21 protein-coding genes are annotated in these 25,767 nt (G+C 70.2%); 5 read left to right on the top strand and 16 right to left on the bottom strand.

The genetic code is table 11. The features are described 5' to 3' along the window. Positions 1-29 precede the first annotated feature (29 nt). A complete protein-coding gene (locus tag Dfulv_RS32790; protein ID WP_259857681.1) occupies positions 30-887 on the bottom strand; it encodes a fumarylacetoacetate hydrolase family protein in 858 nt (285 codons plus the stop codon). 197 nt (positions 888-1,084) lie between these two features. On the opposite strand from Dfulv_RS32790, the gene Dfulv_RS32785 reads away from it, so the two are divergent. Beyond that, positions 1,085-2,416 (top strand): amidohydrolase, encoded by a 1,332-nt coding sequence (locus Dfulv_RS32785; RefSeq protein WP_259857680.1) that lies wholly within the window; start codon positions 1,085-1,087, stop codon positions 2,414-2,416. Continuing rightward, positions 2,413-4,020, top strand: a complete 1,608-nt coding sequence (locus tag Dfulv_RS32780; RefSeq protein ID WP_259857679.1) for an N-acyl-D-amino-acid deacylase family protein — start codon at positions 2,413-2,415, stop codon at positions 4,018-4,020. Before Dfulv_RS32785 ends, Dfulv_RS32780 begins: the two co-directional genes overlap by 4 nt. Here Dfulv_RS32780 and Dfulv_RS32775 read toward each other — a convergent pair. The 9 genes from Dfulv_RS32775 to Dfulv_RS32735 all read right to left on the bottom strand — a co-directional run bounded on the left by Dfulv_RS32775 (position 3,977) and on the right by Dfulv_RS32735 (position 14,765). After that, positions 3,977-5,155, bottom strand: a complete 1,179-nt coding sequence (locus Dfulv_RS32775; protein WP_259857678.1) for a metal-dependent hydrolase family protein — start codon at positions 5,153-5,155, stop codon at positions 3,977-3,979. The genes Dfulv_RS32780 and Dfulv_RS32775 overlap by 44 nt on opposite strands. Next, a complete protein-coding gene (locus Dfulv_RS32770) occupies positions 5,152-5,841 on the bottom strand; it encodes a FadR/GntR family transcriptional regulator (RefSeq protein WP_259857677.1) in 690 nt (229 codons plus the stop codon). The genes Dfulv_RS32775 and Dfulv_RS32770 overlap by 4 nt, the downstream gene beginning before the upstream one ends. Continuing rightward, positions 5,834-7,048, bottom strand: a complete 1,215-nt coding sequence (gene thrC / locus Dfulv_RS32765; protein WP_259857676.1) for a threonine synthase — start codon at positions 7,046-7,048, stop codon at positions 5,834-5,836. The genes Dfulv_RS32770 and thrC overlap by 8 nt, the downstream gene beginning before the upstream one ends. Before the next feature lie 170 nt (positions 7,049-7,218). Then, a complete protein-coding gene (locus tag Dfulv_RS32760; protein WP_259857675.1) occupies positions 7,219-8,220 on the bottom strand; it encodes a glycoside hydrolase family 5 protein in 1,002 nt (333 codons plus the stop codon). A gap of 774 nt (positions 8,221-8,994) precedes the next feature. Beyond that, the gene (locus Dfulv_RS32755; RefSeq protein WP_259857674.1) at positions 8,995-9,594 is read right to left on the bottom strand and encodes a TetR/AcrR family transcriptional regulator; all 600 of its coding nucleotides are present in this window, start codon (positions 9,592-9,594) and stop codon (positions 8,995-8,997) included. A gap of 292 nt (positions 9,595-9,886) precedes the next feature. Beyond that, the gene (locus Dfulv_RS32750; RefSeq protein ID WP_259857673.1) at positions 9,887-11,461 is read right to left on the bottom strand and encodes an MFS transporter; all 1,575 of its coding nucleotides are present in this window, start codon (positions 11,459-11,461) and stop codon (positions 9,887-9,889) included. A 114-nt stretch (positions 11,462-11,575) separates the two neighbouring features. Then, on the bottom strand, positions 11,576-12,361 hold the full coding sequence (locus tag Dfulv_RS32745) for an ABC transporter permease (protein WP_259857672.1): 786 nt from the start codon (positions 12,359-12,361) through the stop codon (positions 11,576-11,578). Beyond that, complete coding sequence (locus Dfulv_RS32740) at positions 12,358-13,836, bottom strand: DUF1349 domain-containing protein (protein ID WP_259857671.1); 1,479 nt, start codon at positions 13,834-13,836, stop codon at positions 12,358-12,360. Before Dfulv_RS32740 ends, Dfulv_RS32745 begins: the two co-directional genes overlap by 4 nt. After that, the gene (locus tag Dfulv_RS32735) at positions 13,833-14,765 is read right to left on the bottom strand and encodes an ABC transporter ATP-binding protein (protein WP_259857670.1); all 933 of its coding nucleotides are present in this window, start codon (positions 14,763-14,765) and stop codon (positions 13,833-13,835) included. The genes Dfulv_RS32740 and Dfulv_RS32735 overlap by 4 nt, the downstream gene beginning before the upstream one ends. Positions 14,766-14,892: 127 nt before the next feature. Here Dfulv_RS32735 and Dfulv_RS32730 point away from each other — a divergent pair, with 127 nt between their 5' ends. The 3 genes from Dfulv_RS32730 (at position 14,893) to Dfulv_RS32720 (ending at position 18,816) form a co-directional block, all read left to right on the top strand. Beyond that, on the top strand, positions 14,893-15,555 hold the full coding sequence (locus Dfulv_RS32730; protein ID WP_259857669.1) for a response regulator transcription factor: 663 nt from the start codon (positions 14,893-14,895) through the stop codon (positions 15,553-15,555). Continuing rightward, on the top strand, positions 15,552-16,655 hold the full coding sequence (locus tag Dfulv_RS32725; RefSeq protein WP_259857668.1) for a sensor histidine kinase: 1,104 nt from the start codon (positions 15,552-15,554) through the stop codon (positions 16,653-16,655). The genes Dfulv_RS32730 and Dfulv_RS32725 overlap by 4 nt, the downstream gene beginning before the upstream one ends. A gap of 796 nt (positions 16,656-17,451) precedes the next feature. Further along, complete coding sequence (locus tag Dfulv_RS32720) at positions 17,452-18,816, top strand: glycoside hydrolase family protein (RefSeq protein WP_259857667.1); 1,365 nt, start codon at positions 17,452-17,454, stop codon at positions 18,814-18,816. Between the two features lie 125 nt (positions 18,817-18,941). Here the strand turns inward: Dfulv_RS32720 and Dfulv_RS32715 are convergent, their stop codons facing one another. The 6 genes from Dfulv_RS32715 to Dfulv_RS32690 all read right to left on the bottom strand — a co-directional run bounded on the left by Dfulv_RS32715 (position 18,942) and on the right by Dfulv_RS32690 (position 25,754). After that, complete coding sequence (locus Dfulv_RS32715; RefSeq protein ID WP_259857666.1) at positions 18,942-19,448, bottom strand: DUF1269 domain-containing protein; 507 nt, start codon at positions 19,446-19,448, stop codon at positions 18,942-18,944. Positions 19,449-19,497: 49 nt separating this feature from the next. After that, positions 19,498-19,848 carry an SHOCT domain-containing protein gene (locus Dfulv_RS32710; RefSeq protein WP_259857665.1) on the bottom strand — a complete coding sequence of 117 codons (351 nt, stop codon included), beginning with the start codon at positions 19,846-19,848 and terminating at the stop codon, positions 19,498-19,500. A gap of 174 nt (positions 19,849-20,022) precedes the next feature. Then, positions 20,023-20,970 (bottom strand): polyphosphate kinase 2 family protein, encoded by a 948-nt coding sequence (locus Dfulv_RS32705; protein WP_259857664.1) that lies wholly within the window; start codon positions 20,968-20,970, stop codon positions 20,023-20,025. Positions 20,971-20,996: 26 nt separating this feature from the next. Further along, positions 20,997-23,729, bottom strand: coding sequence for a cation-translocating P-type ATPase (locus tag Dfulv_RS32700; protein ID WP_259857663.1), 2,733 nt, complete (start codon positions 23,727-23,729; stop codon positions 20,997-20,999). A gap of 87 nt (positions 23,730-23,816) precedes the next feature. After that, positions 23,817-24,866: an AI-2E family transporter gene (locus Dfulv_RS32695; RefSeq protein ID WP_259857662.1), complete on the bottom strand. Its 1,050-nt coding sequence runs from the start codon at positions 24,864-24,866 to the stop codon at positions 23,817-23,819. A gap of 525 nt (positions 24,867-25,391) precedes the next feature. Continuing rightward, positions 25,392-25,754, bottom strand: coding sequence for a hypothetical protein (locus Dfulv_RS32690; RefSeq protein ID WP_259857661.1), 363 nt, complete (start codon positions 25,752-25,754; stop codon positions 25,392-25,394). Between the last annotated feature and the right edge of the window lie 13 nt (positions 25,755-25,767).

Here is a 25,767-nt window from a genome sequence, read left to right as displayed (position 1 = left end):
TCGCGACGCTCTCAACCGGATCATGAAGCCTAGACGACCGCGTGTGCCGCGACCACGCATCGCTGGCGGATCGCGCCGATCCGCTCGATCGTGCTGACCACCTCGTCGCCCGGACGCAGGTAGACCGGCGGTGTCCGGCCCGAGCCGACACCGTCGGGCGTGCCGGTGAAGATGAGGTCGCCGGGCAGCAACGGGCACACCGCCGACAGGCGCGACACGATGCCCGGCACCGAGAGGATCATGTCGCGGGTCCGCCCGGACTGCATCACCTCGCCGTTGACCCGGCATTCGAGGGCGAGGTCGTCCAGGTCGTCGAACTCGTCGAGCGTGACGAGCCACGGTCCGGTCGGGCCGAAGCCCGGGAACGACTTGCCGAGGCTGAACTGCGGCGTCTGCCCGAGCGTCTGCACCCGGCGCTCGGAGTAGTCCTGCCCGACGGTGAGCCCCGCGACGTGGCGCCACGCGTCGTCGGGGGAGACGTGCGTCGCCAGCACTCCGATGATCGCGACGAGCTCCACCTCCCAGTCGACCGCGTCACCGGGGATCGGCAGGTCCCCGTGCGGGCCCGTGATGCACGTCGAGAACTTCGTGAACGTCACAGGGACCTCAGGGATCTCGTACCCCGCCTCGAGCGCGTGCGCCCCGTAGTTGAGCCCGATCGCGAAGACCTGCGCCGGCCGCGGCGACGGGGCGCGGAGCGTGGCCTCGTCGATGGGCACGGCGTCGACGGTGTCGTCGATCGACCCGGCCCATTCCCGGAACTCGGTCCAGCGCGGGTACACCGCGGCCGGGTCGGCCGGGTAACGACCCCCGCTCGCCCGCTCGACGTCGATGCCACCGACCTCCGTGACGATGGTCAGCCGGCCGTCGACGTTCGCGATCCGCATGTGCCGCTCCTTGCTCGCCGAGAGGCCGGCCGTCCGGCCCGCTCCAGCATCAGGCTGAGGTGTTCGACTAGTCAATAGAATTTCGAAAATATGCGCACTCTTCCTTGAGTCGGCGTAAGAACGAAAGCTAGTCTGTGGCTCGAACAGGCTCGGGCAGCCGCCTGATCGGCTGACGGACCCCACCCCGGGAGGCGCCAATGGTGATCGAATCCCCGCAGGAGACCGCTGACCGGGTCCGCGCGGTGCTCGGCGATCTCGACCTGGTTCTGCCGGACATCGACGCGCTCTACCGCGACCTGCACGCCAACCCCGAGTTGTCCGGGGCCGAGGCGCGGACGGCCACAGTCATCGCCGACCGCTACGCCGCGGCCGGCCTCGCGGTGACCCCCGCCGTCGGCGGCCACGGCGTCATCGGCGTGCTCGCCAACGGGGCCGGGCCGGTGGTGGCGGTGCGCGCCGACTTCGACGCGCTGCCGATCGCGGAGGACACCGGGCTGCCGTACGCGAGCACCGCCATCGCCACCCGCGCCGACGGCACCATGGTGCCGGTCATGCACGCTTGCGGTCACGACCTGCACACCGCGAGCCTGGTCGGGGCCGCTCGGCTCCTCGCCGAGCGCCGCGAGGCATGGTCCGGCACGCTCGTGCTGATCGCCCAGCCGGCGGAAGAATCGATGCAGGGCGCGAAGGCGATGCTCGCCGACGGCCTGTTCCGCGCCGACGGCCGCTTCCCCCGCCCGGACGTCGTGCTCGCCCAGCACTGCGCCGTCACGCGCGCCGGGATGGTGCACCACCGGCCCGGGATCGCCTACTCGGCCTGCCGCAACTTCCGGATCACCATCCACGGCAACGGCGCGCACGGCGCCGCCCCGCACTGGTCCGTCGACCCCGTCGTGCTCGCCGCCCAGACCGTCGTCATGCTGCAGACCGTCGTCTCGCGCGAGGTCGACCCCGACGAGATGACCGTGCTCACCGTGGGCTCCGTCCACGCCGGATCCCGGCCGAACATCATTCCGGCCGAGGCGGTGCTCGAGGTCACCCTCCGAGGCACCTCCGAGGACGTGATGGACCAACTGCAGGCCGCGATGGAGCGGATCGTGCGCGGCGTCGCCGCGGCCGGCCGGGCACCCCGGTCACCCGACATCGAGCTGATCGAGCAGACGTTGCCGGTCCGTAACGACGCCGACGTCACCGCCCGGGTGCGGGCGGTGCACGCCGAGCTCTTCCCGGCCGAGGACATGGTCGATCTGCCGTGGCCCAACAAGGGCAGCGAAGACTTCGCGTACTTCGGAGAGCCCGGCGACGGGCGCTACTATCCCGGACCGGCGATCCCGGTGTCGATGTGGTTCTACGGCAGCACCGCGGCCACGCTCTGGGACGCGGCGAGCGGTGACCTGCGTGAGCGCATCGCCCGGATGCCCGGCCAGCACACGCCGTACTACGCCCCGGACCGACTGCCCACGCTGCGCCGCGGCATCGAGACCATCGTCGGGGCCGCCCTCGCGTTTCTGCCCGTACCGGCTCCATGACTGAGCCCCGGACCCACGACCTCGTGCTGACCGGCGGCACCGTCGTCGACGGTCGCGGCGGCCCGGCAGTGCTCGCCGACGTCGCCGTCGACGGCGACCGGATCGCCGCGGTCGGCGCGCCCGGCGCCTTCGCCGGCCGGAGGACGCTCGACGTCACGGGCAAGGTCGTGAGCCCTGGATTCATCGACATCCACTCGCACGCGGACTTCACGCTCGCCGTCGACGGCCGCGCGCAGAGCAGCGTCGCGCAAGGCATCACGACCGTGGTGACCGGCAACTGCGGGCACGGCGTCGCACCCGTCACCGACCGGTCGGCGCCGCTGGTGCCGACGAACATCCCCGGCTGGCGTGCCGCGTGGGACGATCGGCAGACCTGGCGCACATTCCCCGAATACCTGGACGTGCTTCGCGGCCGGGGCGTCGGCGTCAACGTGTTCCCGCTCATCGCACACGGCGCGCTGCGGCTCGCCGTTGCCGGGTTCGAAACACGCGCCCTGCGCCGTGCCGAGCTCGACCGGATGCGCGAGCTGGTCGGCGAGGCGATGGACGCCGGCGCGGTGGGTATCTCCACCGGCCTGGAGTACGCGCCGGGTCTGGCCGCCGACACCGCGGAGCTCATCACCGTCACCGGCCCGGTCGGGGAGCGTGCGGGCCTCTATGCCTCGCACTGTCGCAACAGGACGGACCGCATCGTGGAGGCGGCGGAGGAGGCGGTCGCAATCGCCGGCCGCACCGGATGCCGGCTCCAGCTTTCGCACTTCGTGCGGCGGCCGACCGCCACCGACCGGTCGCTGTTCCATCGCGCCGTCGACGTGGTCCGCGCCGGCCCGACCCGGTCGCGGCTCGACGTCTTCCCGTTTCCGCACGGCCCCACCCCGCTGCCCACCTTTGTCGTGCCGATGTCGATCCGCGACGCACCGCGGCGCGAGGTGGCCCGCCGGCTCGCCGACCGGAGCCTCCTCGACGACCTCGACCAGCGGTTCGTCGACGCGCTCGAGGGCGGCGTCGCGGCGACCTGCTACCTCGCGTCCGACGGCGGCGACGGCGCGCTGGTCGGCCGGTCGCTCGGCGACCTCGCCGGCGAGTGGGGCATGTCGCTGCCCGAGGTGGTCCTCGAGGTGCTGCGCCGCGCCGACGTCGACTTCTACGACGCCGTGGTCGTCGAGCGGGTCTTCGACGACGCCGATCTGCGGTGGGCACTGCTGCAGCCGGACTTCCTGGTGATGGGCGACGGCCTGACCGGCGCGCTCGACGGCCCGCTCGCCGGGCACGCGATGTGCGCCTCCGACTGGGGCTACGCCCCGGAGATGCTCGGCCGCTTCGTCCGTGACGAACGCCTGGTCCCGATCGAGCAGGCGGTCGCCCGGATGACCGCGGAGCCTGCCGCACAGATCGGGCTCACCGACCGTGGCGTGCTCGCGGCCGGCTACCGGGCCGACGTCGTCGTGTTCGACCCGGCCGGTGTCGGCACCGCGGTACGGGAGGACGCGCTGATCAGCACGCCCGCCGGCGTCGACGAGGTGCTCGTCAACGGTACCGCCGTGGTCAGCGCCGGCCGGTTCACCGGTGCGCTGCCGGGGACCGTGGGGCACCGCCCTGGATGACCTGCCGCACGCGGCGCAGCGCGGAGAGGTCGGCCAGCGGGTCACCCTCGACCAGGACCAGGTCGGCGACCTTGCCCACTTCGATCGTGCCGATCCGGTCGGCCAGGCCGAGGTTGGCCGCGGCGTGGCGGGTCGCGGCGATCAGTGCCTCGGCCGGTGACAACCCGATCCGCGCCATCAGCGTGATCTCCTCGGCCAGCCCGCCGTGCTGGTTGAACGGCGTACCGGCGTCGGTGCCGGCCGCGAACCGCACACCGGCCGCGTGCGCCCGCCGGAAGCTGGCTTCGCGGTCGGCGACCACCGCCTCCGACTTGGCCCGCAGCCACGGTGCCAGCCGGTCGCCGGACGCGAGCGCGCACTCCACGCCCGCGAGCGTCGGCACCAGGTAGACGTCGTCGCGGGCGAGCAGCAGTTCGATGGCCTCGTCGTCGAGGTAGAACCCGTGCTCGACGGAGTCGACGCCGGCCCGCAGCGCGTTCTTGATCCCCTCGGTGCCGATCGCGTGCGTCGCGACCCGCAGCCCCGCGTTGTGCGCCTCGCCGACGAGCACCTTGAGCTCCTCCGGCGCGTACGCCGTGCGCCCGGCCGTGACGCCCGGCGTCAGCAGGCCGCCCGTCGACATCACCTTGATGAAGCCGGCGCCCTCCTTCACGGCCAGCCGGGTCGCCTTGCGTACCTCGTCGACGCCGTCGACCTCGCGGCCGAGGAAATAGCCGTGGCCGCCGGTCATCGTGATCACGAGCCCGGCCGCCTGCACCCGCGCGCCCTCGACCAGGCCGTCGTCGACGGCGCGGGACACCTCGATCGCGATGCCGCCGAGGGCCCCGCAGTCGCGTACCGTCGTCACACCTGCGTCGAGGTGGCTCCGCGCGTTGCGCACGGCATGGATGGCGGCACGCGTGGGGCTGTCGCCGGTCATCTGGGCGATGATGTCGGTCGTCGCCGTCGCGCACAGGTGGGTGTGGCAGTCGATCAGGCCGGGCAGGAGTGTCATGCCGGTGCCGTCGAGGATCGTGGCCCCGGGCGGGGCCGCCGGTCCGACGGCGCTGATCAGTCCATCGTGGATGGTGACGGTCGCTTCACGTACAGTGCCGTCCACCGCGTCGAACAGCCGTGCACCGACGATCCCGATCACGTGTCCTCCAGCTCGCCCAGATGGTCGTCCATCACCGCCGCGATCCGGCCCGGATCGCGGTTGCGCAGCGCGTGCAACGTCTCCTCGTGGACGTGCACGGTGTGGTCGTAGTCGGTGTACTTCTTGTCGAAGCCGTCGAGGAGGATCGCCAGCTCCTCCATGATCTGATGGGAGTACAGGGCCAGGCGGGGGCTGCGCGCGGCTCGGGCGATCTCGTAGTGGAACAGGTCGTTGGCGCGCACCCACTCGGCCCGGTTGCCGCGCGCCGGGCCGAGCAACGCGATCGCCTCCGCCATGGCGCGGAAGTTCTCCTCCGTCGCCCGCCGGCCGGCGAGGCGGGCCAGTTCCTGCTCGACAGGCCGCCGCGCCTCGGTCAGCTCGGCGAGCGTCGCGCGGTGCCCGGTGCGGGAGAGGCCGAGCACGTGGGTCGGGACGGTCGAGGTGGCCACCACGATGCCGCCGGTGTGGCCGCGCCGGACCGATACGACACCCGCCTCGGCCAGCAGGGTCACGGCCTCGCGGACGGTCGGGCGGCTCGTGCCGAGCAGGACGGCGAGCTCGTCGATGCTCGGCATGCGATCGCCCGGCAGGTAGCGCCCGCGCCGGATCGCGTACGTGATCTGGTCGACCACGTCTTCGTACAGCCGTCCACCGCGCACCGGGACAAAGCCGTGGTCGTCAGCCAAGGTCGACCACCGCGCGCACGGCGTCGAGGGTCGGCGCGATCTCCGGGAACGCCGCGCCGACCGGCGCCGCGGTCTTCAAGCCACTGCCGGTGACCACATGGACGACCCGGTCGTCAGGCCCGATCAGCCCTTCCGCGCGGGCACGGCGGACTCCGGCGATCCCGGCCGCCGCGCCCGGCTCGGCGAAGACACCGGCCCGGGTGCCGAGGATCCGCGCCGCCTCGAGGATCTCGTCGTCGGTGACGGTGACGAAAGCGCCGCCGCCTGCCCGCACGGCACGCAGCGCCTTGACCGCGTTGCGCGGGGCGCCGACCGACACCGAGTCGGCCAGGGTGTTCGCCGTCACCGGTACGGCGTTCTCGTCGCCGCGGGCCCAGGCGTCGGCGATCGGTGCGGCGCCCGCCGGCTGCACGGCCAGCAGCCGCGGGGTCCGGGGCAGTCGCATCTCCGCCAGCCCCTTGCCCAGCGCGGCGACCGTGCATCCGTCACCGACCGCGACGCTGACCCAGTCGGCGCCCGCGTTGCCGAGCTGGTCGGCGATCTCGAGCGCGCAGGTCTTCTTGCCCTCCATGAGGTACGGGTTGACGGCGCAGTTGCGGTCGTACCACCCGAACGCGTGGGCCGCCTCTTCGCACAGGTAGTAGGCGTCGTCGTAACTGCCGCGCACCAGCATGACCTCGGCGCCGAACGCGGCGAGCTGCGCCAGCTTGCCGGGCGGTGTCGCCGCCGGCACGAAGATCCGCGCGGTCAGGCCGACAGCGGCGCACGCGCCCGCCAGGCTCGACGCCGCGTTGCCCGTGGAGGCGCAGGCGATGTCGGTGAACCCGGCATGCGCGGCGAGCTCCACGGCGAGGGCGGAGGAGCGATCCTTGAGTGACCCGGTCGGGTTGCGGCTCTCGTCCTTGATCAGCAGCTCGGCCACGCCGAGGTCGGCGGCGAGCCGGGGCGCCGGCAGCAACGGGGTCGTGGTGAGGTAGCCCGACGGCAGCCGCCGCGGACCGGGCGGCAGGGGGAGCTGCGACCGGTAGCGGTCGAGGGGGTCGTCCCCGGCGCCCGAGCGTGCTCCGGCGGCGGGGATGACCACGTCGAGGATGCCGGCGAGTCCGTCGTGGCGCGGGCAGACCGACGCGTCGATGGTCGGCCGGTGCGCCGTCCCGCACAACACGCACCGCAGCCCGACCAGAAGCAACCCGGCATCCGTCGTCATCACCACATTGGACGCGGTGATAGAGCAAACGTCAAGATGTTTGCTCTATGTGCCGACCGAGCCGCCGGAGCCGGCGGGCTGCTGCGGCGCAGCCACGCCGGCCTGGCCTGCTTCGAACTGAAGTCGGCCGACTCCGGCGTACGCAGCCTGGTGCCGGTGCGAGTGTCGAACTATGGCGTGTAGACGGTCGCCTCACGGGAGGTCTGCCGGATGCCATCGGTACCGTTGAATACTCGCCGACCCCACCAGGTGAGCGACTTGGCGTTGAACTGGGTCACCATGTCGAGGTTGCTGACGTCTCCGCTGTTGCCGCTCCAGGACCAAGCGAGATAGCCGATGCGGTGCGCCTGCGCCTCGGACATGATCGCATCCTCGTCGACGTCGCCGTCGTGATGCGTGTACGCGAACTCGGTCACCGCGACGGGAAGCCTCGCCCGGAGATACCGGCCGAGGTAGTCGTGGACGTTCGTGGCGCGGAAGAAAGCTCCATACATGTGAATGGAGAAGACGGTGTTCCGCTCCGTATCGGCGGCGAAGACGGCGGCGGCGTGGTCCCGCATGGTGAATGACAGGTCCTGACCCCAGTCGGGCGCGTCGACCAGGAGGGTGTGATGGATGCCCGCTCTGCGCAGGCGGCGGATCGAGTCCATCGTGTCGCCGGGCCAGGTGCGGAAGTTGTCGAGGACGTATGGTTCGTTCGCGACGTTGATGAGGGCGTACTTCTCCTGGCCGATGAGCGCCTTGCGAATGCTGATCCAGTAGTCCACCGCCCGTGCCTGCGGAATGGCGTCCGTGCGGTAACCCCACCCCGTGGTGTCGTGCACCACCAGGACGCAGATGAGACGGTTGCGCCGGCACAGCGCGATCACGTGCGCGACATCGGCCGCGTCGTTTCTTTTTGCACTCACGCCGGTGGACAACTCGACACGTACGGCGTTGGCGCCCATCGCCTTGACGTCGCTGAACATCCGGGCCGTTCGTTCCGGATACGACGCGTGGCTGTGGCCCACGCCACGCATGACGAACTCGTTGTTGTCGGCATCGTAGAGGCGCCCGTTGTCCACATGGAACCCGGCTCGTTGCGGTGCCCCATTCGAATGGTGCGGTTCTCCCACGAGGATGATCGAGACGACGGCGGTGATGAGCAACGTACCCGCGATGGTGGCGCGCATCCTCATGACCCACCTCGGACCGGACTTCCTGGCGCTGACTCCTGGACCTGCTCACCGATGAGTGCCCACCGGGCGGCACGCTGCGCGTGAGCTCAACAACGAGCGCAGTGGAGCACTTCCCCGGTGCTGCCACGCAAACCGTCGCGGAGCGAATTCTCCCCCGCTGTCCACCGACCGCGATGCCGCAGCGCGGGTGTGCGAGGCGTTGGTCCGGCACCTGATGAAACGGATGGGCCGAAGCGCTGAACCGCTGATCGCCAGGCTGTCAAGATCGACCCGATTCTTCACCCGGTGCAGCCCGCCCAGACGTTGTCCGTGCAGTCGACCGGGACCCTGCCCGGGCCGCGAAGGTGCCCGCTCCTCCCGCTCCGGGTGTCGTAGTCGTCGCGGCGGTCGGCTCACCCCGCCCGGCCACCCGCGGCACAGGCCCCGGACCAATCCCAGGAACACCGGACCATCCACGCCCCGGCGATCACAACGGCGCTGACGACGCCGGCGTGTCCACCCGACATGGGGACCGGTTTGTGGCCGTGATCGCGATCACGGGTGCGGCGGTTGGGTCTGGCCGGGTGGTGCGGCTGCGGTTGGTAGATCAAGGGAAACTTCGGGTTGCCTGGACCGCCGGATGTTTCCGATGATCAAGGAACCCGGGTCAGGTCGAGCGCGGAGCACGCCCCGCGACGGGACCACGGACGCCACGGCCCGGCTCTGCGGCGCGGCACCGCTTGACAAGGTTTGTTGTAGCTGTCCTGGTCGGGCGGGTGCCGGCCGCTGTCAGGCAGCGTCCCAGGGGAGCTGCTGCCACAGCTCGGGTTGTCGGGTGAGCTGGATGAGGCGCTGCTCGAGCTGTTGGCATTTCGGGTCCTGCATGTATTGCATGGAGGCCCCCCACAGGGGTGCGCTGTTGATGCCGTCGGCGGCGGCGATCACGAGGGTGCGCACGTCGTCAGGGAGTCCATCGGCCGCGAGTTCCGCGTCGAGTTGTTCGTAGTGGGCGCGGGCGAGTTCAGCGACGGCAGGGATCGTCATGAGCTGGGCGATGAGCTCGATGGCCTCCCGTGCCGCAGTCTCGTCATCTGCGGGGGCGAGCAGCGTGCGGATGTATGCCCGGGTGAGCCGTCCGGGCTCGGTGTCGTGGGGGTCGAGCTGCGCGGTGATGTCGGACCGGAACGAGGTGAGCAGGTCGCGGGCGAGCTCCAGGATCAGCTCGTCCTTGCTGGCGAAGTGGTAGATCAGGCCGCCCTTGGAAACCCCGGCGTGCCGGGCGATGTCGTCCAGCGATGCGTGGATGCCGCGGGCGCGGATGGCCTTGCCCGCCGCGTCCAGCAGGGCGCGCCTGGTGTCTTCGGGGGATCGGCCGGCGGTGCGTCCCATAGCTCAGGCTCCTCGGCGTTGGGGGATCGCCCACGGCAGTATGCCTTCGAGGATCGCATGAGCGGCGCGCAGCGCGTGCACCGGCACTGGGAACGGCGGCCGGACGAGCCGGTCAGGGTTGCTGGCGCCCGTAACGAGGACGGCTCGGCCGTCCCAGGGCGCGATGGTGACCGGTGCCCCGGCATCTGCTGCGGCTTCGATCGCTCGCGGCTGGTCCACCGGGTAGGCGCCGTCGATCACACACGCCGCGTGGGGCTCGCGCGGACCGCGGTCGTGGCCGGGGGGAGAGGTCTCACTCGGTGGCATCGAGGTCCGCGCCGGCTCGGGCGGGTTCGGCGGTGCTGCGCCCGGAGGGGACGCGCATGGAGGGGATCAGCAACCGCGCGACGACGGCGCCGCCCAAGGTAAGCGCGGCGGCGACGAGCGAGGTGGCCTGCATCGCGGTGACGAACGCGTCGCGGGCGACGGAGGCCAGCGCATCGTCGGGGTCGAGGGTGTTCAGCGCGGCCCCGATCGAGTCCTCGACGCGTGCGGCCACGTCGAGTGCGACCGTGTCCGGGACGACGACCGTGGCGCGGTAGACGAGGGAAACGAGCGAGCCGAGCACGGCGATGCCGAGCACGACGCCGAGCTCGTTCCCGGTCTCGGCGATCGCGGACACCGCACCGGCCTTGCGCGGCGGCGCGGCTGCAACGATTGCGTCGCCGGTCAGGGTCAGTGCCAGCCCGATACCAAATCCAATCGGGACGAGGCACAGCGCGAGCCATACGTACGAGTCGGCGCTCGCGGCCAGCGCGACGAACGCAAGCCCTGCCGCGGCCATGGACAGACCGAGTGCGATCGCTCGCCCGCGGCCGAGACGGGCGGCCAGGACACCGATGGCGGCGACGACGACGATCGAGGCGATCGTGGAGGGCAGCTCCGCCAGGCCTGCCTGGAGAGGGCTGTAGCCGCGGGCGAACTGTAGGTACTGCGAGAAGAAGAACAGCAGGCCGGCCAGGGCGAAGATTGAGATCACGTTCGCGGCGACCGCGCCGGAGAACGCGGGGCTGCGGAACAACTCCACGTCCAGCATCGGGTTGTCCATCCGGCGTTGTCGGCGTACGAACAGCGCACCCCCGGCCAGTCCGACGATGACACAGCCGATGATCACCGGGTTCAGGCCGGAGCCGATCACGTGTGTGATCGCGTAGACGATCGGCACGATCGTGACCATCGACAGCAGCGCGGAGAGCACGTCGAAGCCTCCCGGGTTCGGGTCCTTCGACTCCGGGAGCAGGATCAGCCCTGTCACGAGCACAATGACCATGACCGGGATGTTGATCAGGAAGACCGAGCCCCACCAGAAGTGCTCCAGCAGGAACCCGCCGACCAGTGGGCCGATCGCCGAGCCGGCACCGAACGCGGTCGACCAGACTGCGATCGCCCGGGTTCGCTCGGCATCGTCCGGGAAGATGTTGCGGATCAGTGACAGCGTCGACGGCATCAACGTCGCGCCCGCGACACCGAGCAGCAGCCGCGCGGCGATCAGCATCTCGGCGGTCGTTGAGAACGCCGCCAGCAGAGACGCGGCACCGAACGCGACCGAGCCGGCCAGCAGGATCCGCTTGCGTCCGAACCTGTCTGCGAGGTTGCCCATCAACACCAGCAGGCCCGCCAGCGCCAGCGAGTAGATGTCCCCGATCCACAGGATCTGCTCCGCGGTCGGTGACAGGCTCTCGGTCAGCGCCGGCACCGCCAATGCCAGCACTGTTCCGTCGATTGCCAGGAGCAGCACAGCCGCGGCCAGCACGCCGAGGGCCGCCCAGCGATGACGGGCTGGGAGCTCTGCCGTCGTTGTGGGTGCCTGGGAAGGGGAGGCGTCCATCGGAAATACTGTACCGACTGGTCGGTTCAGTTTCCATGGGTGGGTCGGGACCCTCGTGTCGGGGTCGGACGGTGGGCGCTGGTGCGGCGAACCTGGTCGGTGAGGGGAGCGCGGTCATGTGTCGCGGAACCGGAGCAGGAGTGTGCCGGCCAGGAGCGTCCCGGCAGACCATGCGGCGAGCACGGCGAGGCCGGCCCAGGGCCCGATAGGTAGGCGGTGCACGTCCGTGGTGGCTTGGATGGCCAGTCCGGCGCTCATCGGTGCGACCTGCTCGAGGAGTCGGTGCAGGTGCGGGTCGGTCACCATCTGAGTGAGGAGCGGCGGGAGGTAGAGCAGTCCGAGAACGGTTCCGATCGCGGCGGCGGAGTCGCGCACGACGGCGGCGATGCCGAGGCTCAGGACCGCGATCAGGACCAGGTAGGCGACCGAGCCGGCACTGGCTCGCAGCAGGGGCCCGTCGGCAAGCGAGAGGCGCGGGTATCCGTGGTCGGGCGTGAACCCGTGACGGGGCAGGACGATCCCGGCGACCAGGAGGGAGACGAGCAGGGTAAGGCTCCCGACGGCGGCCACCGCGACGGTGAGCGCGAGTGCCTTGGCGGCCAGCACCGTCGGGCGGTTGGGAATGGCGGCCAGGGTGGTGCGGATCAGCGCGGTGCTGTGCTCGCCGCTGGCAGCAAGCACGGCCAGCACCGCGATCGGGGCTTGTCCCAGGTATACGCCGCTGAGGATGAGCCGGGTGGCGTCGGTGCCGCAGCCGGTATGCGGGCAGGTGGCGGTGGCGCATACGGCGGCGCCAAGCACCACGGTGACGGTCGCGGCGGCCAGGAGCAGCAACGCAGGGCCGGGCGTGGTACGCAGTTTCGTCCACTCAGCGTGTATGGCTCTCAGCGCGGTGTTCATGCGTCCCTCCGGCGCAGCAGGACGACGGCCAGGGCGAGGGCGAGCGCGGTGTACCCGCACAACACGGCCAGTCCGGCCCAGGGTGGCAGAGGGTAGTAGCCGTTGGCCGGGGTGTAAACGCTGTCGACCTGGGGGTAGCGGGTCAAGGTCTGCTGCACGGCGAGGGCGGCGGCGGGTGTAACCCGGGTCAGCCACTGTGCCATGGGTGGCGGCAGGAACGGGGTCAGCGCCAGAAGGTAGGGCAGCACGGTGGCGGCGACGACGGTGGTGACCGCGGTGGCGCTGCGTCTCAGGATGGTGCCGACGGCCAGGGCGAAGACGGCGGTGACGGCGAGCAGTGCGGCGGTGCCGATCTGGGCGCGGAGCAAGGCGCCGGACGTGGTTGGGAAGAGGTAGATGCCGAGGCTGCGGACCAGCCGCAACCAGAGCGGTATCGCGAGCAGGGTGGCGGCCAGGCTGGTCGTGAACGTGACACCGGCGAGCACGACGGCCTTGGCCACGAGCACCCGACCCCGGCGCGTGCTGGCGCTGAGCGTGCTGCGAATCAGCCCGTACCGGTACTCGGTGGTGATCATCAGGGTGGCCACGACGACGATCACGATCAGTGCCGGGAACGTCCCGAAGAGCAGGTCGCCAGCGGCAACTCCGACGGGCAGGTCACTGCGGGTGGCCGGGGCGAGGTCGCCGGATCCGGTCACGGTGAACCCGTCCCCGGTCGGGGCGAACCCTCCGGAACCGCCACGCGGATAGCCGGCGAAGGTGGCGGTGTGGGCTCCGATCTGGTCACCGGTCCAGGTAGTCGCGGGCCAGTCACCCGCCAGTTGCGGGACGCTGAAGGCGGCGGTGGCCATGTCGCCGGCCGTGCCGACACCCTGCACCTGTTGTGGGCAGGCCACGAACAGGCCGGCCTGGACGGTGGCGGCCAGCCCGGGCAGCCGGACCGTGGCGACCTGGCTCCAGTGCGTGCCGTCTGTTGAGGCTTCACCGGTGATGGTGTCACCGGAGCGGGTCAGCCGTAGCCAGCGCACCGCGGTGGCGGACACGGCACCGGGCAGCCCGGCACGGTCGTAGAGATAGTCGTGCTGCATCCGCACCCCGTGCTCACCCGTGACCATGACCGCGGCGTAGCGTGAGCCGGGCTCCGGTCCCGCGGTGATGATCAGTCCGGCTTTCGCCCATGGCGCGGCCGTGCCGCTGTCTCCCGCGCGCAGGGAGGTCAGTGAGGTGACCGCGACGGTGATCCGGCCGTCTCCGGACAGGGGGCGGTGCACGAAGTAGAACCCGGCGCTGACCGGTGCGCCGTCCGGCCCGATCGGGACCGGCGACGCCTGCTCGGGCGCCCCGCCGCCCAGCCCGGTGAGCGGGAACAGCAGGATCATGAGGGCCGCGACCGCGCTGCCACGCACCCAGCCGGGCACCGACCGGAACTTGGTCCATTCCGCCCGCAGCAGACGCAGCATCGGGTGCCGGGTCACGACGCCGGTCCGGTCGCGGCGGCGCGGTACTCGACGGCCTCGCGGGTCAGGTCGAGGTACGCCTCCTCCAGGGTGGCCCGGTGCGGCGCGAGCTCGGAGAACGGCAGCCCGCCGGCGGTGAGCACCGCAACGACCTGCTCGGCGGCCAGTCCACGCACGGCGAGCACGTCCGCGTCCGCGCGGGTCACCTGTGCGCCCGCGGTGGAGAGTGCCGCGGCGGCCGGCTGCGGCGCGCCGGTGCGCACCCGCACCCGGTCCCCGGAGGCGGCCGCGATCAGGTCGGCGACGCTGCTGTCGGCGATCACCCTGCCGCGGCCGACCACCACCAGGTGGTCGGCCATTCCTTGCAACTCGCTCATCAGATGGCTGGACACCAGCACGGCCCGCCCCTGCCCGGCCTGGGCGCGCAGGAGGCCGCGCAGCCACACGATGCCCTCGGGGTCCATGCCGTTGAACGGCTCGTCCAGCATGATCGCCGGCGGATCGGCCAGCAACGCGGCCGCGAGGCCGAGCCGTTGCCGCATGCCCAACGAGTATCCGCCGGCGGGGCGACGGCTCGCCGAGACCAACCCCACCTGCTCGATGACCTCGTCGACGCGGCGGCGGCCCAGGCCCTGCGACTGCGCCAGCCACAGCAGGTGATTCCGTCCGGTCCGGGCCGGGTGCAGTGCGGACGCGTCCAGTAGCGCGCCCAGGTGCCGCAGCGGGCAGCGCAGCGACCGGTAGGGCCGACCCCCGACCAGGGCCCGCCCCGCGTCGGCGGTGTGCAGACCCAGGATGATCCGCATGGTGGTGGACTTGCCGGCTCCGTTGGGCCCGACGAACCCGGTCACCCGCCCCGGGACGGCCGTGAACGTCATCCCGTCCAGCGCTGTTGTCGACCCGTATCGCTTCCGTAGCCCGTCGACCTCGATCGTGGCATCGCTCATGGCAGCGTTTGTACGCCGACGCCGGTGACAGCCCGGTGCGTTCGGCTGTCACCGGGTTGTCACCTGCCGGCTGGCATCGTGGACCCATGGCCGTGGGCAGCGCCCGTGCCGGAAAGGAATCATGATCATGAGGGTGTTGGTGGTTGAAGACCATCGGACGCTGAGCGCGCTGATCACGGCCGGCCTGCGCCGTGAGGCGATGGCCGTGGACGCAGCCCTCGACGGTCACGTCGCGCTGGAGCAGGTGGCCGCCACCCGCTATGACGTCGTGGTCCTCGACCGCGACCTGCCCGGGGTGCACGGCGACGAGGTGTGCCGCCGGATCGTGGCCGGCGGGGCGGGCACTCGCGTGCTGATGCTCACCGCGGCCGGCACCGTCCGCGACCGGGTCGAGGGCCTCGGCCTGGGCGCCGACGACTATCTGCCCAAGCCGTTCGACTTCGCCGAACTGGTGGCGCGCATCCGGGCGCTGGGACGCCGCTGCACGCCGGCGCTGCCCCCGGTGCTGGACAACGGCGACCTGACCCTGGATCCCAACCGCCGGGTCGCGATGCGCGCCGGGCGGCGGCTGGACCTCAGCCCGAAGGAGTTCGCGGTCCTGGAGTGCCTGCTCGCCGCCGCCGGCCGCGTCGTCTCCACCGAAGAACTCCTCGAACGGGTCTGGGACGACGCGACCGACCCGTTCACCAGCACGGTGAAAACCACGATCGGGAGACTGCGCGCCAAGCTCGGCCAGCCGCCGGCCATCCACACCGTCCGCGAAGGCGGCTACCGGATCGGTGACCAGTGACCCGCCCACCGCCACGCCGCCGGTTGCGCACCCGGCTCGCGCTGCTGCACGCCGGGCTCGCCTTCGCCTGCAGCGTGGTGCTGCTCGCCATGGTGGACCTTCCGCTGCTCACCGCCAGCCACACCACCCAGAGACCGGCACCCGGACAACCCACAGCACCAGTCACCGCCGGCCAAACCACCAGCAACCTCCCCGACCTGCTGCTCTACTCCGCCGTCGCGCTCGGCGTCCTTGCCGCAGTCTCGATCGCGCTCGGCTGGCTGATCGCCGGGCGGGCACTGCGACCCCTCCACGTGATCACCCTCTCGGCCCGCACCATGTCCGCGAGCACCCTGAACCACCGCCTGCGCGTTCCGGCCGCCTACCGGGAGTTCACCGAACTCGCCGACACCCTCGACAGCCTGCTGCAACGGCTGCACGAATCAATCACCGCGCAGCGGCAGTTCGTCGCCAACGCCTCGCACGAGCTACGCACACCGCTGACCGTGCAGCGGACCCTGCTCCAGCTCACCCTCGCCGACCCCGACGCCACGGCCGACACACTCCGATCGACCTGCCACGAACTGCTGGCCCTCGGCCAACAGCAGGAACACCTGATCAACGCGCTGCTCACCCTGGCCACCGGCTACCAGGGAATCGACCACCGGGAACGATTCGACCTCGCCGACCTCACCAGAAACGTCGTCTTGGACCACCGCCTACAAGCCCAAGATCGTGGCATCGACGTCCGCACCACGCTCACCCCGACCGCCGTGACCGGCGACGCGCGTCTGGCCGCGAGCCTGGTCACGAACCTGGTCGACAACGCCCTGCGACACAACATCCCAGGCGGAACCGTCGAGATCACCACGACAGCCCCCGGCCGCCTCACGGTCAGCAACACCGGCACCGAGATTCCCCCAGCCGAGATCAGCCGCATGTTCCAACCGTTCCAGCGCCTCGGCACCGACCGCACAAACCAGACCAGCGGACACGGCCTCGGCCTGGCCATCGTCGCCGCCATCGCCCAAGCGCATGGCGCCCCACTCGCCGCCCACGCGCGGCCAGATGGAGGTCTCCAGATCACCGTCGACTTCCCGCCCACGCAATCACCGCAGTGACCACCCGATCCTCGTGCCTTCCACCGCGCTGCAAGCCCCCAGCCGTTCGGCCCTGGTGGGTGGCGGCTGTCCCATCCTGATGCTCGGCGCGCTCGCTCGACGATCACCCACGTCAACGGCTGGGACCCAGTATGGCGTCCTGTCTCGTGCTCGCTCCCGGCCGCCATCGACGCCCGCGCCGCCGTGGACGAGCATCGGCGGGTCGATCTCTTCATGGGCCGCATCGGGCAATTGGGTGCGCACGGCCGGGTGGAGGAGGCGGTCACGGTGGGACAGCCGCCGAACTGCCCGGCCCAACCCGCGTGGGCGGAACTCCTCATCCGCCGCGAACGGCTGGACGAGGCCATCACAGCCCTCCGCGCCTTCGAGGTGCAGCACCTACGAGTGAGTGGTTCTGCCATAGATAATTCGTATTATCATCTTGACCAGCCGCAGCGTGCCCTCCACCATTCGATAACACGCCGGTAAGGCGCAGGGTCAGGAGGGGCAGATGGTGTACGGCTACGATCGGCTGGCTCGGCACGACGTCCCTCGTCCCGTCGGCTTCAGCCGGACCACGGTGTCGCCGGTTCTCGACGACACCTGCTCGGCGCGGGGTGTCCACCGACACCCGCGAGCGTCTGCGGCGTGTTCGTCCAATGTGGAACCTCCAGTTCCACCGCCGCATCCTTGAGCGATCTCCGCCTTTTGTCGTTCATCGTCCTGACGGTCCGTCGTGCCTGTCGTGCGACCGTCGCCAGACGGCGCCGGTGCGACCACTGCGCGACGTCGACCGCCGTCCACCAGGGAGAAATTTGTGACATCTCAGCGCCTCGCCCGCCGTACTGCCTGCGCTGCGGCTACCGGACTCGTCACCGCCGCCCTCGTCGCGACGCCGGCAGCGACTGCGTCGCCGGCCGCCGCCGCTCCGTTCAGCTTCCCCACGTTCAGCTATGTCGGCACGGCGTTCGACAAGAGTCAGCTGACGTACAACCCGACGAACGAGTTCATCTTCCCCAGCGTCATCCGGGCGGCCGACTACTTCGCCAACCCGCTCGGCGCCTACTACCTGTATTACGCGCCGCACGAGCGGCCGGGCGGCATCTCCCTGGCCTATGCCGATTCCATCAACGGCCCCTGGACCGAGTATCCGAGCAACCCGCTGATCTCCAACAGTTGGCCGCCGCACTACAACACGGTCAGCCACATCTCCTCACCGCACGCCGTCTGGGTCGAAGGTGAGCAGAAGCTGTTTCTCTACTTCCACGGCGAAAACTCGATCACCCGGTACGCTACGTCCGACGACGGCATCCATTTCGAGTACGGCGGCACGGCGGTCCAGCGGGACGCAAGCACCGGCGGCGAGACCTCGTACGCCCGGGTCTTCGAACAGTCGATTCCGCGGCTCGGCAGCAGGTACCTGATGCTGTTCATGGACAATCCGACCGCCGCGCCCCCCGGTCCGACCGGTCCGGTCTCGCGCCGCATCCGCTGGGCCGTCTCCGCCGACGCCCGGACCTGGACGATCCAGCCGCAGCCGATCGTCGTCCCGCAGGGCGACGAAGGCCCCAACGCTTCCGGCCCGTTCTACCTGCGCTGGCAGGGCCGCAATCTGGTGATCTTCCACGCCGCCGACGGAAACATGCACGCGGTGGACGTCGGCGCTGACTTCGACCAGGAGATCCACCTCGGCGTTGTGCACGACTCGATGGCGGCCGCGCCGGACTTGGGCCGCTCCGCGGCGCCCACCTTCTACTTCGACGGCACCACCGTCCACATGTACTACGAGGCCGGTGGGCGGCTCACCGCCACCATCGGGCACGCGGTGGCCACGCTGGACGAACCGCTGCCCGAGCGGCAGCTGGACTGCACCGTCGACCGGCCGCGGCTGTGGCCGCCGAACCACCGCATGGTCGATGTCAACGTGCGCGTCGACCTCCCGGACGGCATCCTCGGGCCGCACGCGTTCCAACTCGTCGACATCACCGGTGGGGACGCAGCGGACGTCACGGGATTCGTCCCGGGACAACCGTCGCTGACCGGACGGCTGCGTGCCGAACGCGCCGGTGACGGCGGCGACCGGGTCTACACACTGACCTATCGTGGCCACGACGAGATCGGCCGCCCGGTCGGCTGCGCCGTCACGGTCACCGTTCCGCACGACCAGGGGCAGGGCCGGTAAGCGCCGGATCAGCCCGAGGACCGTGGTCGGGTGTGGGGTGGCTGCGGCCTACCGGATGACACAGGACCGCCGACGGCGTGCGTCGGCGGTCCGTCGTCCGTCCGGTTACCGACCCAGGCCGTTCATCACGCGGGTGTCAGATGCAAGGCCTGGATGGCGTCGCGCAGGCGCTGCTCCGCCTCCATGTTCAGAGAACTGCGCAGCAGTTTGCCGCCGAACTGGTACGGCGCCATCTCCGCCACGACCTTGTCGACGGTAACCTGGTCGACGAGCAGGAACAGTGCCGCAGTGCCGGGCTGCAGCGCCGCGCCGACGTCTTTCATGAACTTGTCGTCCACCCCGACGTCGGTGACCTTTCCAGCGAGCGCGCCGGTGGCCGCACCGACTGCCATCCCGAGGAACGGCGCGAAGAACAGCAACCCGATGAGGCCACCCCACAAGGCCCCACCGGCCGCTCCGACACCGGCCGCGCTTGCCGCCTGATGTAGCCGGACCTTGCCGTCAGCGCCGGCCTCCACCACAGCGGCATCGCGGACGGTGATGAGTCCCTGCCGCTGCAGGTCGATGATTTTCTCCCGGGCGGCATTTGCCGTGTTCACGTCGCGGTATCCGATTGCAATCAGATCGCTCATGATGCGTCCTCTCAGATGGCCGGTTGACGGCACCGCCCTTCGGTGCCGATCAGCTGAGGATTTTGGCTTTGCCTCGTTCGAACTCGGCGTCGTTGATGACGCCGTGTTGGTGCAGTTCGGCGAGTTTGGTCAGCTCCTCGGCGGTTCCCCCGCCGCCCGCCGTATCCCTGACGTAGGCACGGAATTGCTGCTCGCGCTCCTGCAGCTCGCCGGCCTTGCGCACGAACATCCGGTCGCCCCGTGCGATCAGGTAGACGAGCACGCCCACAAACGGCAGCACGATGGTGAAAAGCGTCCAGCCCGCCTTCGCCCATCCGTTGAGGTCACGACTGCGGAAGACGTCGAGGAGAACCGTGATGACGAGGAAGATCCAGAGGAACCACACGAAGTACCAGAGCATTGTCAGGAACACGTTCAACACTGGGTACGAAGACACGTGCCCTCCCTCCACGCCTGCTGTCCGTGCGGGCGTGCCCGCCTAGCTGCAACGGTCATCACTTCGCCGCTGAACCGCCTCGCCCGGAAGGAATGACGATCGTTGTATCGGTCGTCCCGGCGGCCACCGGCCGTGCCGTCAGCCACGAGCGCTGACCGGCCTGGCGGCGGCGTTACCTGTGTCCCGCGGTGCCTCCGCTTCCAGGGTCGCCTTGGCGTGGAGCAGCTCACGACGCGCCGACGGGTCGACCGTGGGGAACTGCGGGTTGATCTCGATGAGCGCGTTGGCGATCACCGCTGCCGAGGCGAGCCGGGCGAACCACTTGTGGTCGGCCGGGATGACGTACCAGGGGCTCCATTCCGTGCTGGTGTTCGACAGCATGTCGGAGTAGGCCGTCTGATATGCGTCCCAGCTCTGCCGTTCGCGCAGGTCCGCGGCGGAGAATTTCCAGTTCTTCTCGGGCCGGTCGATCCGTTTCAGCAGGCGCTTGCGTTGCTCCTCCTTGGACAGGTTGAGGAACAGCTTCACGATGTGGAAGCCGTTGTCGGACAGGTGGCGTTCCCAGTCGGTGATGGCGCGGTACCGCCGTTTCCAGATGTCACCGGCCTTCGCCGCGGCCGGCAGTTTCTGGTGGTCCAGGTGCTCGGGGTGGACTCGGACGACCAGGACGTCCTCGTAGTGCGAGCGGTTGAAGATGGCTATCTCGCCGCGGCCGGGCAGCCGTTGCGCGAAGCGCCACAGATAGTCGTGGTCGAGTTCCTCGGCCGACGGCACCTTGAAGCTGTGCACATGGACACCCTGGGGGTTGACGCCGCTCATGACGTGACGGATCGTGCCGTCCTTGCCGGCCGCGTCCGGTCCCTGGAGCACGACGAGCAGGCCGTGCCGGTCCTGGGCGGCCAGCCTCGCCTGGTACTCGCTCAGCAGGGTGACCCCTCGCTGGAGCAGTTCGGTGCCGTCGCGTTTGCCGGCCAGCTGCGCTGTGTATCCCGGGTCGTAGCGCCCCGGCAACCGGACCTTGGTCGCGGGTGGGACCCGCAACGGTGCGATCAACTCGGCGATCCGCTTCGCTGCCTGGTCGGTCATGGTGGTGCGCTCCGCCCTTCCGTTCATCACGAGGCCAGGGCCCCGGTCGTCGCGGCACGGTGACGCAACACCATCTTGCGCAGCTCGGTCACCACGAGCACCGACACACCGGCGGCCAGGCACACGAGCCACTGCGTCTGGTTGAGGCTCACGGTGTGCAGGATGCGCTGGAGCAGGCCGAGTTCGGTGGCGAGAATGATCGCGATGACCGACATGCCGCTGGTGACGAGGAACCGGTGGTCTTCGAACGTGTCCAGGCTGAACATCGAACGCACGTCGCTGCGAACGGTGAACGACAACGCCAGGTTGAGGATCGAGAACGTGGTCAGCCCCATGGTGCGGGCCACGTCGATCCCATAGGCCCGGTCGGCCCAGGTGATCACGGTCAGGGTGACCGCGCCCAGCACCAGACCGACGACGGCGAGCCAGAGCAGGGTGCGTGTGGACAGCAGTGGTTCGTCGGCGCGGCGGGGCGGTCGCCGCATGATGTCCGGCTCCGGTTTGCCGTAGCCGAGGCCGATGGACTGGAACACCTGGGTGGTGAAGTTGACCCAGAGTGTCTGCAACGGCAGGAACGGCACGCCGGAGGCGATGTTGAGGATGCTGGCGCCGAGGAACGTGGCGATGAAGCCGATGAGAGCGCCCATCTGGAAGAAGACGTACCGCTTGAGGTTGTCGTACAGCGCCCGGCCGATCTCCACGGCCTTGACGATGGTCGCGAAGTCGTCGTCGGTGAGAATCATCGCGGCGGCCTCTTTCGAGACCTCCGTGCCGGTGATGCCCATCGCGATGCCGATGTCGGCGCGTTTGAGGGCGGGTGCGTCGTTGACGCCGTCGCCGGTCATCGCGACGATATGGCTCTTGCGCTGCAGGATCTCCACGAGGCGTACCTTGTGCTCGGGTGTCACCCGGGCGATGACCCCGATGTCGTCGATCTCGCGGGTCAGTTGCTCGTCGCTCATCGCGGCGAACTCGGCCCCGCTGATGGCCCGGCCGTCGATGCCGAGCTGTTGTGCGATGGCCGCCGCGGTGACGGCGTGATCGCCGGTGATCATGCGGACCCGTATCCCGGCCGCCTTCGCCGTGGCGATCGCGGCCTTCGCCTGCGGCCGCGGCGGGTCGACGATGCCGACGAGGGCGAGCAGGGTCAGCCCTTTGAGTGTGCCGAGCAGGTCCGCCTGCGGATCGAACGCCGCCGGGTCGAAGTCCTTGCGGGCCGTGGCCATGACCCGCAGCCCCTGCTCTGCAAGCCGCTCGTTCTCGGCCATGTAGCGCGCACGGAGCTCGTCGTCCAGCGGGGTCGGCGCCACGTCGGACGTGACCACCGACGCCGCGCGGGCGAGCAACTGGTCCGGGGCGCCCTTGACGAAGCAGCGCACGACCTGGTTGCCCGACTCGTCGGTCATCCGGTGGTACGTAGCCATCAGCTTGTACGCGGCGTCGAACGGTACCTCCGCGACGCGCGGGTACCGCTGCCGCGTCGACGCCACGTCGAGATGGCCCTTCTCGGCGAGCACGACCAGCGCACCCTCGGTGGGATCGCCGATCAGCCGGCCGTCGCTCACCACGGCGTCGCCGGCCAGCGCCATCGGCAGCAGGAACGGCTCCAACGGCACGTCCGGCTGGCCCGCGGCGTGCCGGATGTCGCCGTCGGTACGGTATCCGCTGCCCGACACCACGTATCGCCGGCCCGGGATGGTCAGCTCGACAGCGGTCATCTGGTTCAGCGTCAACGTCCCGGTCTTGTCCGAGTTGACGGCCGAGGTCGACCCGAGTGTCTCGGTCGACCGCAGCCGCTTGACGATCGCGTTCGCCTGGGCGAGCAGCCGGGTGCCCAGCGACAGGATCGTCGTCACGACCGCCGGCAGGCCGGTGGGGACGGCCGAGATCGCGAAGGCGATCGCGGCGAGGAACACCACGTTGAACGCATTGCCGCGGGCCATGTTCAGCGCGATCGACAGCAGCAGCGCAACACCGGCGACGACGAGGATCTGGTTGGTCAGCCGCGACAGCTGCCGGGTCAGCGGCGTCTCAGCGCCCTGCTCGGCCTGCAGCATGTCGGAGATGTGCCCGACCTCGGTCGCCATCCCGGTGCCGGTGACCACGAGCTCACCGGTGCCGCGGGTGACGTTGGTGTTCATGTACACCATGCCGACCCGGTCGCCGAGCGCCGCGTCGGCTCCGGCCACCGTGTCGGCGTCCTTGGCGACCGGGACACTCTCGCCGGTCAGCGCCGACTCGTCGACCTCGAGCCCGGCCGACCTGACCAGCCGCCCGTCGGCCGGGACCAGGTCGCCGGCCTCGATCTGCACGACGTCACCCGGCACGAGATCCTCGGCCGCAAGCTCGGTCAGCTGCCCGTCGCGGCGCACCCGCGCCCTGACGATCATCATCTTCTGCAGTGCGCTGACGGCGGCCGCGGCCTTGCCCTCCTGACGCAGCCCGAGCACCGCGTTGAACAACGTCAACACCAGCAACAGGATCCCCGTGCCGAACTGCTTGAGCGGGTACAGGCCGCCGATCCCGGCACACAGCAGGACGATCTGCATCGGGTCCGCGTACTGCCGCAGGAACGCCCGCCACCACGGCTCCTTGCGCGACTCGACCAACCGGTTCGGGCCGTATGCCGCGCGCCGCGACGAAACCTCGGCGGCCGACAGGCCGGCCAGCGGTTCGACGTGCTCCGCGGCGAGCGCGTCGTCGACCGACAGCGCGTGGAAGGGCGGGGTTTCGGGCTCCTTGGTCGACAACGTGGCCATGAACTGGTCGCCTCCTGGGATCCGACAGATAGTGCGTGCGGACTACCCACTCACCGGCGGTTGACGCACGCCGTTGTCTGCGCTGCGTCAGCCACCCAGCTCAGGTTGAGCCGGGTGGCCATCGGACACCGGGCCCGTGGGTGGCAGCGGGTTGTCCGGGTCCGCAATCGGAGGTGGCTCCCTCAGGAGTTCGACGCTGCGTGCCACGATTGCGGTCACCGGCGTGGCGAGCGCGAGCCCAGCGACGCCTGCCAGCGCGCCGCCCACCAGCGTGGCGAGCAGGACCGCCGGTGGACTCATTCGCAGTGTGGCACCGAAGGCGATCGGGCTGACGAGGTTCTGGAGCAGGCCGTTGGCGAGCACGACGACCAGGATCATCCACAGTGCGGCCGTCTGTCCGCCGCTACCGAGTGCGATCAGCACGGCGAACATTGCTGCGACCGCCGCGCCGAGGTAGGGCACATACGTTCCGAGGAACGTGATCACCGCTATCGCGCCCACCAGCGGTACACGCAGAATCAGCGCGCCGATCGCGACCGCCACGGCATTGAACGCCCCGATCAGGGTCAGCCCGACGTAGTAGCCCCGGATGACGGTGGCGGCCCGGCCGAGAAGGCGCCGACTCAGGTGTTCGGGCAGCGGGAGCCGGGTGGCGGCCCGGGCGGCGATGGTGTGACCGTTCTTGAGCAGGAAGAAACAGACGAACAGTGCCACGAACAGGCCGAGCAGGATGTTGACGCTGGTGCCGAGCAGGTTGCCCAACGCCGGCAGCAGGCCGGCCAGAACCGTGCTCCCCGACCGGCGCACGGATTGTCGGCCGGCCTCGGCGAGGCTGCCGTCGACTCCTGCCGAGGCGAGGATGCGGTGCAGCTCGCTGACGGCTGCGTTCAGGTTCTGGCCGATCTGTTCCCGCTGGCTCGCCACGCCCCACACGACGAGCACGGCCGCGCCGGCGCCCAGCGCGATCACGAGGAGGAGCGTGGCGGCGGCACCGGCACCGCGGGGCACGCGGTGCCGCGCGAGACCGTCGACGACCGGCAGGAACGCGATGGCCAGGAAGACGGCGACCAGCAGTGAGATCACGATGGGCCGCAGGATGACGAGCAGGAGGATCGCCGCGACCACCAACAGCGCCACACCGACAAGTGACCAGGCCGCAGCGCCGACCGTTCGCAGCCGGTGCGGCCAGCGCCGTGCCGGTGCCCGACCGAGGCGGATCAACATCATGTGCCCCGGCGCACTCCGCCACGGTCCATCGGACCGTTCGTGGCCGGACCGCGAAGGCACCAGTGCACGCCGCTGCGTGTGACGACGCTCATCTCCTGTCCGATGCCCTTCGCTCAACCGGCGCCGTTCAACAGATCGCGCCGTGCCGTAGCCCCGGTCAGCGTCCGCAACGTCGGATGCGGGTGCGCCGCCGGGAAGGATGAATCGGACATACCCCAGCAGATCAAGGACAACCCTTCTGGGCGTCCTCGACCCGGTCCGTCCTGCCGGCCAGTGTGGCAGGCGCGGATCAGGATCGTGCGCCGCGTGCGGAGGTGAACTCCTGTCGCGCCTGGCACCAGCGGGCCCGGCACGTTCGGGTTGTCCGCGGCGACCCACCGGCGTTCGTCGTTATCACACGAAGGCGCGACCTCCGACCAACCAAATCTCAGCAGTTCAACTTCTGTAGCTGTCGGAGTCCAGGATGGTGAGGAGGCGGTCGAGGACGGCGCTGCGGTCGGGGTGGTCGTGGCGGTAGGTTTCCGCGGTTTGGTGTCGTCGTTCGGGAAGTTCGAGCATGGCCAGGACTGCGGCGTTCTCGCGGATGCCGCGGAGGCGGATTTGGCCGGTGAGCCAGTCATCCAGCGGCAGTCCGCGCGGCTGGTGAGCCGCGACCGCCCGACGCGCGTCGGCGAGGGCGGTGACCATCGTGGCGGTTGACGCTGGGGATGGCAGGCCGGCGTTGAGGAACGCGAGCAGGGCCTGCCGGCGATCCTCGGTGGGGTCAGCGCCGCGATGCGGAGCCTTCGCGTCGTCCATGCGGGCCATGATG

It is taken from the genome of Dactylosporangium fulvum (genome assembly GCF_025137375.1).
GTDB classification, from domain to species: domain Bacteria; phylum Actinomycetota; class Actinomycetes; order Mycobacteriales; family Micromonosporaceae; genus Dactylosporangium; species Dactylosporangium fulvum.
Note: the sequence above shows the minus strand (reverse complement) of the source record. Positions and strands in the feature narration are given on the sequence as shown.

Bases quoted from the DNA above. Each gene is read 5' to 3' on its own strand.
- Dfulv_RS32790 (WP_259857681.1), bottom strand. From the start codon at position 887: ATGCGGATCGCGAACGTCGACGGCCGGCTGACCATCGTCACGGAGGTC.
- Dfulv_RS32785 (WP_259857680.1), top strand. From the start codon at position 1,085: ATGGTGATCGAATCCCCGCAGGAGACCGCTGACCGGGTCCGCGCGGTG.
- Dfulv_RS32780 (WP_259857679.1), top strand. From the start codon at position 2,413: ATGACTGAGCCCCGGACCCACGACCTCGTGCTGACCGGCGGCACCGTC.
- thrC (WP_259857676.1), bottom strand. From the start codon at position 7,048: ATGACGACGGATGCCGGGTTGCTTCTGGTCGGGCTGCGGTGCGTGTTG.
- Dfulv_RS32760 (WP_259857675.1), bottom strand. From the start codon at position 8,220: ATGCGCGCCACCATCGCGGGTACGTTGCTCATCACCGCCGTCGTCTCG.
- Dfulv_RS32755 (WP_259857674.1), bottom strand. From the start codon at position 9,594: ATGGGACGCACCGCCGGCCGATCCCCCGAAGACACCAGGCGCGCCCTG.
- Dfulv_RS32750 (WP_259857673.1), bottom strand. From the start codon at position 11,461: ATGGACGCCTCCCCTTCCCAGGCACCCACAACGACGGCAGAGCTCCCA.
- Dfulv_RS32745 (WP_259857672.1), bottom strand. From the start codon at position 12,361: ATGAACACCGCGCTGAGAGCCATACACGCTGAGTGGACGAAACTGCGT.
- Dfulv_RS32735 (WP_259857670.1), bottom strand. From the start codon at position 14,765: ATGAGCGATGCCACGATCGAGGTCGACGGGCTACGGAAGCGATACGGG.
- Dfulv_RS32730 (WP_259857669.1), top strand. From the start codon at position 14,893: ATGAGGGTGTTGGTGGTTGAAGACCATCGGACGCTGAGCGCGCTGATC.
- Dfulv_RS32715 (WP_259857666.1), bottom strand. From the start codon at position 19,448: ATGAGCGATCTGATTGCAATCGGATACCGCGACGTGAACACGGCAAAT.
- Dfulv_RS32710 (WP_259857665.1), bottom strand. From the start codon at position 19,848: ATGCTCTGGTACTTCGTGTGGTTCCTCTGGATCTTCCTCGTCATCACG.
- Dfulv_RS32705 (WP_259857664.1), bottom strand. From the start codon at position 20,970: ATGACCGACCAGGCAGCGAAGCGGATCGCCGAGTTGATCGCACCGTTG.
- Dfulv_RS32700 (WP_259857663.1), bottom strand. From the start codon at position 23,729: ATGGCCACGTTGTCGACCAAGGAGCCCGAAACCCCGCCCTTCCACGCG.
- Dfulv_RS32690 (WP_259857661.1), bottom strand. From the start codon at position 25,754: ATGGACGACGCGAAGGCTCCGCATCGCGGCGCTGACCCCACCGAGGAT.